We start from the raw sequence: 8,811 nt of genomic DNA on the forward strand, positions 1-8,811 counted from the left end.
CCGCCGGGTCCCGCCGGGCGGCGGGGGGGGCCACCCCCCCCGCCCCCCCCCCCCACTCCCGCCGTTGCCCAGGGCTGTTCGCTCAGCCCGCTTCGCCCGCGATGCCGGCGAGGATGCTGCGGCCGTCACCGCCCCGCAGTGCCAGCGCCGCAGGGACGACGGCGGCCGTCAGGCCGATGGCCGCGCAGAGGGCGAGGAGTTCGCCGAGCGTCGCCCACGGCACCACCGCAGGGGTCGGGCCGACCAGCTGGTGCAGCGCGGCCCAGGAGCCGCCGATGCTGATGGCCGAGGCGACCGCACCCACCAGGGCGCCGGCGCCGACGCACAGCAGGGTCTCCGTGGCCACGGCCCGCAGGACCTGGCCCCGGGTGGCGCCCGCCAGGCGCAGCATCGCCAGCTCGCGGCGGCGGTCGCCCAGCGTCATCACCAGGGTGTTGGCGAGGGCCACCAGGGCGTAGAGCACCGACAGGCCGAGGATCATCAGCATGCCGTCCTTGGAACTCTCCTGGTTGGCGTCCGTCGCCGCCGCCGACACCTCGTCCGGTGTGCTGATCCGGGCGCCGAGGCCGGAGACGGCCGCCTGCAGCGCGGCGCTCGCGGCCTCGCGGTCGGCACCCGGGGCGAGCTTGACGATGATGCGGGACGGGAGGACGGACCCGGCGCCCGCGTCGGAGGCGTCCAGGTACGCCTGGGTGCTGTCGGCGCCCGCCTGGAGGACGGCCGCGACCTTGAAGGTCTTCCGCGTCCCGTCGGCGAGCCAGGTGCCGACCTCGTCGCCCGCGTGCGGACTCCCCGGCCAGATGGAGTTGACGATGATCGAGCCCGGCCCGAGGTCGGCCGCCGAGCCGCTGACGACGGGGAGTTCGGCGACCGTGGCCAGCCCGGCCGCGTCGACCGCCGCCGCCTGGAGGGAGACGGCGGTCGGCCCCTCCTCCTCCGCGTAGACGGTGGTGGGGGTGGAGACCACGGCGGTGATGCCCGGGACGGCCCGGACCCGGTCGACCAGGGCCCGGGTGAGGCCCGGGGTCCCGGCCGGGGAGACCACCCAGTCCGTCCGGGACAGCTGCCGCCCGACGGCGCTGACCTGGGCCGCGTTGATCGTCCCGATGCTGCCGAGCAGGCAGCCGGCCAGGCTGACCACGATGACCACCGGGGTGGTGGTCGCGGCCGTGCGGCGGAAGGCGGTGAGGGCGCTCTGCCGGGCGGTCGACCAGACGGCGCCCCCCGCGTCCTGCGAGTCGGCGGCGGAGCGGGAGAACCGTGCGGGCAGGCCGGTCACCAGGCGGATCACCGGCCCGGCGAGCACCCCGGCGAGGGTGACGAAGGCGCCGACGATGACCAGCACCAGCGAGGCCGAGGCGGCCGCGTTGGACCCGGCCTCCGGCTGCATGGTCGCGGTGCCGCTGACGGCCACCACGCCCGCCGCCAGCGCCAGCCCGCCGACCACCCAGCGGAAGCGGTTCGCCCCCTTGGGGCTGCGCTCGACGGCGGCCTCGCGCAGCGCCTCGCCGGGGCTGATCAGCCCGGCCCGGACGGAGGAGACGACGACGCCGACGACCGCCGTGACCAGACCGATGGTGGCCGCCGCGGCGAGCGCCCAGCCGGTGATCGGCACGGTGAAGTCGGAGCTGACGATGTGGCGGTCGACCAGCCAGCCACGGCACAGCGGTGCGCCGACCAGGCCCAGCCCGCAGCCCGCCGCCGAGGCGAGCACGCCCACCAGCACGGCCTCCGCGTGGATGAGCCGGCGCAGCTGGCGGCGGGTGGAGCCGATCAGCCGGAGCAGGGCGAGCTCCCGGCGGCGCTGGGCGATGGACAGGGCGAAGGTGCCGGCGACCACGAACACGGCGACGAAGCCGGCGACCCCGGCGGCCAGGCCGAGCGGGGTGTCCACGTTGTCCATCTGGCTGAGCAGGAAGGCGTGGTGCGGGTCGGCGGTGGCGCGCTCCTTGCCGGTGAGGACGGCGGCCCGCCCCGGACCCCGGCCGGTCTCGGTGACGGCCCGGCGGACGGCGTCGGCCGGACCGTAGGCGGCCAGCGCGTCGACGGCCGGGGAGATCCGGGTGGCCTCGGCGTCGGTGAAGAACACCGCGTGCTCGAACGGAACGGCGTCGGTGACGCCGGTGACGGTGACCTGGCGCGGGCCGTCGGCCGTCAGCAGCGGCAGGGTGCGGCCGATCAGCCCGGCCTCCCCGCCGCCGACCACGACCTGTCCGGCCTCGGCCGGGGCGGCGCCCGCGGCCAGCCGGTAGCCGCCGGCCTCGGCGGCCGACCAGCCGCGCCCGACCTGGTCGGCCGGGCCGCCGGCCAGCTGGGCGTAGAAGGTGTGGTCCTCGACCACCCGGCCGGTGCGGGCGACGGAGGCCACCAGCTCCGGGGTCAGGCCGGGCTGCTGGACCACCGCGGCGCTCTGGATCTGCCCCTCGCTGTCGGCGAGGTCGATGCCGGTGTCCGGCACCACGACGGCGGGCGCGCCGGACCAGCGCTGCTGCGCGAGGTCGGCGACCCCGGCGGTGGCGCCGATGACCAGCATCGCCGTGGCCATCAGGCCGACGCCGAGGCAGAGCGCGACGAACGTGCCGACGAAGGACGTCCAGCGGACCCGGAGGGTGGACAGGGCGACGCTCAGCACGCCAGGGCCTCCAGGCTCGTCATCCGGGCGGCGACGCGGTCGGCCGTCGGCTCCTCCAGGGAGCCCGCGAGCCGGCCGTCGGTCAGGAAGACCACGCGGTCCGCGTAGGAGGCGGCGACCGGGTCGTGGGTGACCATGACGACGGCGCGCCCGGCGTCGTCGGCCAGGCCGCGGAGCAGGGCGAGCACCTCGCGCCCGCTCTTGGTGTCCAGCGCGCCGGTCGGCTCGTCGGCCAGGACGACGGCGGGCCGGCTGATCAGGGCGCGGGCGATGGCGACCCGCTGCTGCTGGCCGCCGGACAGCTCGCCGGGGCGGTGGCCGGCCCGCTCGGCCAGGCCGACCGAGCCCAGCGCGGCCAGCACCTCGGCCTTGCCCGGGCGGCGGCCGGCCAGCTTCGGCGGCAGCGCGACGTTCTGCGCGGCGGTGAGCGAGGGGAGCAGGTTGAAGGACTGGAAGACGAAGCCGATCCGCTCCCGGCGGAGCAGCGTCAGCTCCTTGTCCTTGAGGCCGCCCAGCTCGGTGCCGCCGACCAGCACCTGGCCGCCGTCGATGCCCTCCAGGCCGGCCGCGGCGCGCAGCAGGGTGGACTTGCCGGAGCCGGACGGGCCCATGACGGCGGTGAAGGTGCCGAACGGGAAGCCGAGGCTCACCTCGTCGAGGCCGACGACGGGCTCGGGGCCGGAGCGGTAGGTCTTGGAGACGGAGCGGAGTTCGACGGCGAATTCCGTGCCGCGGGCTGTGGCGGTCATGGCAGCAAGTACACCTTCCGGCCCGTTGGTCGGGCAATGAAGCGGAGTTCTGTTTCCGGGGTGTAGTCCGCTACACCCCGGGACTGCGGCAAACGGCAATCGGAGCCCCCGAGGAGCCCTCGAAGGGCACTCGGAGAAGCCTTCGAGGAGTACCCGGAGAAGCCCTCGGAAGAGTCCCGACGGGACGCCGTCCGGCCGGTCCCGAGCCTCCCCCGGGGACGTATAGAGCACCTATAGCGGGCATCCCCAGACTCGCTCCGTATGAAGGGCACGGGTGCGGGCCGACCGCCCCGTGCGACACCAGCCTCAAGTGATCGGGGACCCGGCTGTGGCCGAGCTGAACGTTGACACGCAGACCTACCTCGTCGTCCTCAACGACGAGGAGCAGTACTCGATCTGGTGGGCCGACCGGGCGCTCCCGGCGGGCTGGCACCAGGAGGGCTTCTCCGGCAGCAAGGAGGAGTGCCTGGCCAGGATCGGCGAGGTGTGGACCGACATGCGCCCGCTGAGCCTGCGCCTGCGGATGGCCGAGGCCGCCGCCGGGACCGCCGCCGGGGCCGTCGCGGCCGGGACCGTCGCCGGCTGAGCCCGGCACAGCAGCTGATCCGCCCCTTAGTGACCGAGCGAGGAGCTCTCGTGGCACGGCAGTCCTTTGTGCATCACCTTTTCGCGAACTCGGTGGAACGGGTTCCCGACTCGGTCGCCGTATTCGACGGCCACCACGAGGTCGGCCGTCGCGAAATCGACGAGCGGGCCGATCGGATCGCCGGATTCCTGGCCGGTTCCGGAATCGGTCCGGAATCGGTGGTCGGAATCCGGCTCCCGGCCGGCGCCGACCTGGCCGCGGCCGTCCTCGGCGTGTGGCGGGCCGGTGCCGCGGTGCTGCCGCTGGACGCCGACGGGCGGCCCGACACGGCCGGGGCGGCCGCCGACCTGGTCCTGACGGACAGCCGCCAGGACGGCCGCGAGGAGGACGGAGCCGCCCGGAGCACCCTCGCCGAGGCGCTGCGCGCCACCGCGATCGCCGCCCCGGTGGACGTCGACCCGCAGGCCGCCGCCTGGATCGCCCCCGGCGCGGACGGCGCCCCCGCGGCCGTCCTCGACCACGCCACCGTCGTCAACCAGGTCAGCTGGCTGGCCGAGGACCACGGCCTGGACGCCACCGACCGGGTCCTCGTCACCGGCCCCGCCGGTGCGGCCACCTGGGCGCTGTTCGCCGCGCTCACCGCCGACGCGACCGCCGTCCTGCCCGCCCCGGCGCCGCACCCGGCCCGGCTGCTGGACGCCGCCGCCGAGCAGCGGGCCACCGTGCTGGTCGCGCCCGCCGCCGCCCTCGCCGAGGCGGCCGATGCCAACGTGCCGACCCCGGACCTCCGGCTGGTGCTCGCCCTCGGCGCCGCCCTGCCGCCGGCCGCCGGCCGCGCGCTGGCCGCCCGCGCCGAAGAGGCGCGCACCCTGCACGTCCTGGAGCCCGGCGCGCTGATCGTCACCGCCGCCGACGTCGACCCCGCCCGGGAGAACACCGCCCAGGAGAACACCGCCCGGGAGAGCGCCGCCCCCGTCCTCGGCCGCCCGGTCGCCCAGGTCCGGGTGCTGGTCGTCGACGAGTACGGCGACCCCGTCCCGCCGGGCGTCCCCGGCGAACTGCACGTGGCCGGCCTCGGCCTGCCGCGCGGCTGGGCCGGCGACCCGAGGGCCACCGCCGACCGCCTGCGCCCTGCCTTCTTCGGCGCCCCCGGCAGCCGGATGCACGCCACCGGCACCCCCGTGCGCTGGCGCAACGACGGCACCCTGGAGCAGTTGGACGAGGCCGCCGCCGCGCCCGCGCCCGCCCCGGCCGCCGCGTTCGCCCGCCCCGCGTACGTGGCCCCGGCCACCGCCGCCGAGCGCGCCGTCGCCCAGGTCTGGTCGGAGCTGCTGGAGGTCGCCGAGGTCGGCGCCGCGGACAACTTCTTCCAGCTCGGCGGCTACTCGCTGCTGCTCACCGAGCTGGCCCGCCGCCTGCACACCGCCACCGGCACGGCCGTCGTCCTCGCCGACCTGTTCACCGCCGTCACCGTCCGCGAGCAGGCCGCCCTGCTGGCGCTCGAGGAGGGCGCGGACGCCGTCCCCGCCGCCGAGCGGGCCGTCCCCGGCGTCGTCCCGGTGCCCCGCGACCGCCCGCTGCCGCTCTCCTCCGGCCAGCGCCGGATCTGGCTGCTCGACACCATGGAGCCCGGCCCCGAGTGGGCCGCCCCGTTCTTCCTGCGGGTGCCCGGCGACCTGGACGACGGGACCGTCCGCCTGGTGCTCGACACCCTCGCCGACCGCCACGAGGTCCTGCGCACCCGCTACCGCACCGTCGACGGCGAGCCCGTCCAGGAGGTCGGCGAGACCCTGCCGATCGAGCTGCGCACCGTCGAGGGCAGCCGCGAGCAGGTCGTGGAACTGTTCCGCGAGCAGTTCGAGACCCCCTTCGACCTGGCCGCCGGCCGGATCTGGCGGGCCACCCTGGCCGCCACCCCGGAGGCCGGGGACGAGCGGCTGCTGCTGGTGACCATCCACCACATCGCCTGCGACGGCTGGTCGGTCGCCGTCCTGGAGGACGAGTTCCGCACCCTGTGCGCCGCCCACCGGGCCGGCACCGCCGCCCGCCTGCCCGAACCGCCGGTCCAGTACGCCGACTACGCGTCCTGGGAGCGGCAGTGGCACTCCAAGGACCGGCTGGCCGGCGAACTCGACCACTGGCGCGGCGTCCTGGACGGCCTGGTCCCGCTGGAGCTGCCCGCCGACCACCCCCGTCCGGCCCGGCGCGACCCGCGCGGCGGCGTGGTGGGCTTCGGCATCCCGCCGCGGCTCATGGACGCGGTCACCCGCCTGGGGCAGAGCCGCGAGGCCACCCCGTTCATGACCCTGCTCACCGCCTTCGGCACCCTGCTCGCCCGCCACAGCGGCCAGTGGGACGTGGTCGTCGGCACACCCGTGGCCGGCCGCACCCGGCCCGAGGTCGAGCGGACCGTCGGCTTCTTCCTCAACTCGCTGGTGCTGCGCTGCCGGCTCGACGGCGGTCTGCCGTTCACCGAGGCGCTGGACCGGCTGCGGGCCACCTGCCTGGACGCCTTCGCGCACCAGGAGCTGTCGTTCGAGCACATCGTGGACGAGCTGAACCCGGAGCGCGACCTCTCCCGCACCCCGCTCTACCAGGTCGCCTTCAACCTCCACGACGGCCGGCTGATCGGCGGCATGCCCGACCGGGCCGACCTCGACTACCTGCACCCGGCCCGCCGGGTCGCCAAGACCGACCTCACCCTGTACGTCCGCAGCGAGGCCGACGGCACCTGGAGCGGCGCCTTCGAGTACGCCGCCGCGCTGTTCGAGCACGGCACCGTCGAGCGGCTGGCCGAGCAGTTCTGCCGCCTGCTGGAGACCTTCACCGCCGACCCGGCGACCGCCCTCGGCGCGGCCGAGCTGCTCTCCGCCCCCGAGCGGGCGCGGCTGCTCGGCGACTGGGGCACCGGCGAGCGGGCCGACTGGCCGGCCGGCACCACCCTCGACCTGATCGAGGCGCAGGCCGCCGCCACGCCGGACGCCCCGGCCGTGGTCACCGACGGCGCGACCCTGAGCTACCGGGAGCTGGACGAGCGGGCCAACCGCCTCGCCCACCACCTGGCCGCCGCCGGCGCCGGACCGGAGACCGTCGTCGGCGTCTGCCTGGAGCGCGGGCCCGACCTGGTGCCCGCCCTGCTCGCGATCTGGAAGGCCGGCGCCGCCTACCTGCCGCTCGACCCGGCCCTGCCCGCCGAACGGCTGCGCCACGTGCTCGCCGACTGCCGGGCGCCGCTGCTGGTCACCGAGACCGCGCTGACCGCCACCACCGGCGGCTTCCCGGGCACCCGGATCCTGCTGGACGCAGACCGGGAGGCCGTCGCGGCCCGCCCGGCCACCGCGCCCGCCCGCGCCACCGACCCCGAGCACCCGGCGTACCTCATCTACACCTCGGGCTCCACCGGCCGCCCCAAGGGCGTCACGGTGCACCACCGCGGCCTCGCCAACCACCTGCGCTGGGCGGCCCGCGACCTGGTCCGCGGCCCCGGCGGCGCGCCGCTGTTCTCCTCACTGGCCTTCGACCTGCCCGCCACCAACCTGTACGCGCCGCTGATCACCGGCCGCCCGGTGCACGTGCTGCCCGCCGACCTCGACCTCGGCCGCCTCGGCGAGACGCTCGCCGCCGGCGCGCCGTACAGCTTCGTCAAGCTCACCCCCGGCCACCTGGAGCTGCTCACCGACCAGCTGAGCACCGAGCGGGCGGCCGCCCTGGCGGACCTCGTGCTGGTGGCGGGCGAGGCGCTGCCCGCGCGGACCGCCAACCACTGGCTGGCGGCGCTCGGCCCCGGCCGGCTGATCAACGAGTACGGGCCCACCGAAGCCTCGATCGGCTCCACGACCCACCCGGTCGACCGGCCGCAGGAGGGCACCGTCCCGCTCGGCGGCCCGCTGCCCAACACCACGGCGTACGTCCTGGACCAGGCCGGCCGGCCCGCCCCGGTCGGCGTCGCCGGCGAACTGCACGTCGGCGGCGCGGGGCTCGCCCGCGGCTACCACGGCCGCCCGGACCTCACCGCCGAGCGCTTCGTCCCCGACCCGTACGGACCGGCCGGCTCCCGGCTCTACCGCACCGGCGACCTGGCCCGGGTGCTCGACGGCGGCGCGATCGAGTTCCTCGGCCGCATCGACACCCAGGTCAAGCTGCGCGGCTACCGGATCGAACTCGGCGAGATCGAGGCCGTACTGACCGCCGACCCGGCCGTGCGGGACGCCGTCGTCCTCGTCCGGGAGAGCGCGACCGGCGAGAAGTCGCTCGCCGCGTACGTGGTCCCGGAGGGCGGGGAGTTCGCCGCCGACGCGCTGCGCGCCCGCCTCGCCGCGGTGCTGCCCGAGTACATGGTGCCCGCGGCCGTCGCCGCGGTGGACCGGATCCCGCTCACCGCCAACGGCAAGGTCGACCGCCGGGCCCTGCCCGCGACCGAGCAGGCCGCCGGCGACCTGGACGCGCCGGGCACGCCCACCGAGGAGCGGATCGCCGAGGTCTGGGCCGAACTGCTGGGCCTGTCCTCGGTCGGCGTCCACGACAGCTTCTTCGAGCTCGGCGGGCACTCGATCCTCGCGATCCGGATGACCTCCCGGCTCCAGGACGAGTTCGACGTCGACCTCTCGATCGCCACCGTCTTCGGCCACCCGACGGTGAGCCGGCTGGCGGAGGCGGTGGAGGACCTCGTCAGGGCCGAGATCGAGCAGCTGGACGACTCCGAACTCGTCTAGGGCAGAAGGCAGGCCCTGGAGCCCGGGGCAGGACCCGGCACCCCCCCCCACCTCGCACCGACAGCGCCCGACAGCGCCCGACACGCGGCAAGCGCCGACCGACAACCGGCAAGAACACGAGGAGCAGTAGCA

The 8,811-nt window shown here is 76.3% G+C and carries 4 protein-coding genes; 2 read left to right on the forward strand and 2 right to left on the reverse strand.

Features of this window, described 5'->3' with window-relative positions; translation table 11 throughout:
- Positions 1 to 82 precede the first annotated feature (82 nt).
- Both SM793_RS12095 and SM793_RS12100 read right to left on the reverse strand, forming a co-directional pair.
- Positions 83 to 2,632, reverse strand: coding sequence for an FtsX-like permease family protein (locus tag SM793_RS12095; protein ID WP_320438122.1), 2,550 nt, complete (start codon positions 2,630 to 2,632; stop codon positions 83 to 85).
- Positions 2,626 to 3,381: an ABC transporter ATP-binding protein gene (locus SM793_RS12100; RefSeq protein ID WP_320438123.1), complete on the reverse strand. Its 756-nt coding sequence runs from the start codon at positions 3,379 to 3,381 to the stop codon at positions 2,626 to 2,628. Before SM793_RS12100 ends, SM793_RS12095 begins: the two co-directional genes overlap by 7 nt.
- 337 nt (positions 3,382 to 3,718) lie before the next feature.
- On the opposite strand from SM793_RS12100, the gene SM793_RS12105 reads away from it, so the two are divergent.
- Positions 3,719 to 3,967, forward strand: a complete 249-nt coding sequence (locus SM793_RS12105; protein ID WP_320438184.1) for an MbtH family protein — start codon at positions 3,719 to 3,721, stop codon at positions 3,965 to 3,967.
- A 92-nt stretch (positions 3,968 to 4,059) separates the two neighbouring features.
- Positions 4,060 to 8,679, forward strand: coding sequence for a non-ribosomal peptide synthetase (locus SM793_RS12110; RefSeq protein WP_320438124.1), 4,620 nt, complete (start codon positions 4,060 to 4,062; stop codon positions 8,677 to 8,679).
- The last annotated feature ends 132 nt before the right edge of the window (positions 8,680 to 8,811 follow it).

This window comes from Kitasatospora purpeofusca (assembly GCF_034043715.1).
In the GTDB taxonomy this organism is placed as follows: Bacteria; Actinomycetota; Actinomycetes; order Streptomycetales; family Streptomycetaceae; genus Kitasatospora; species Kitasatospora purpeofusca_A.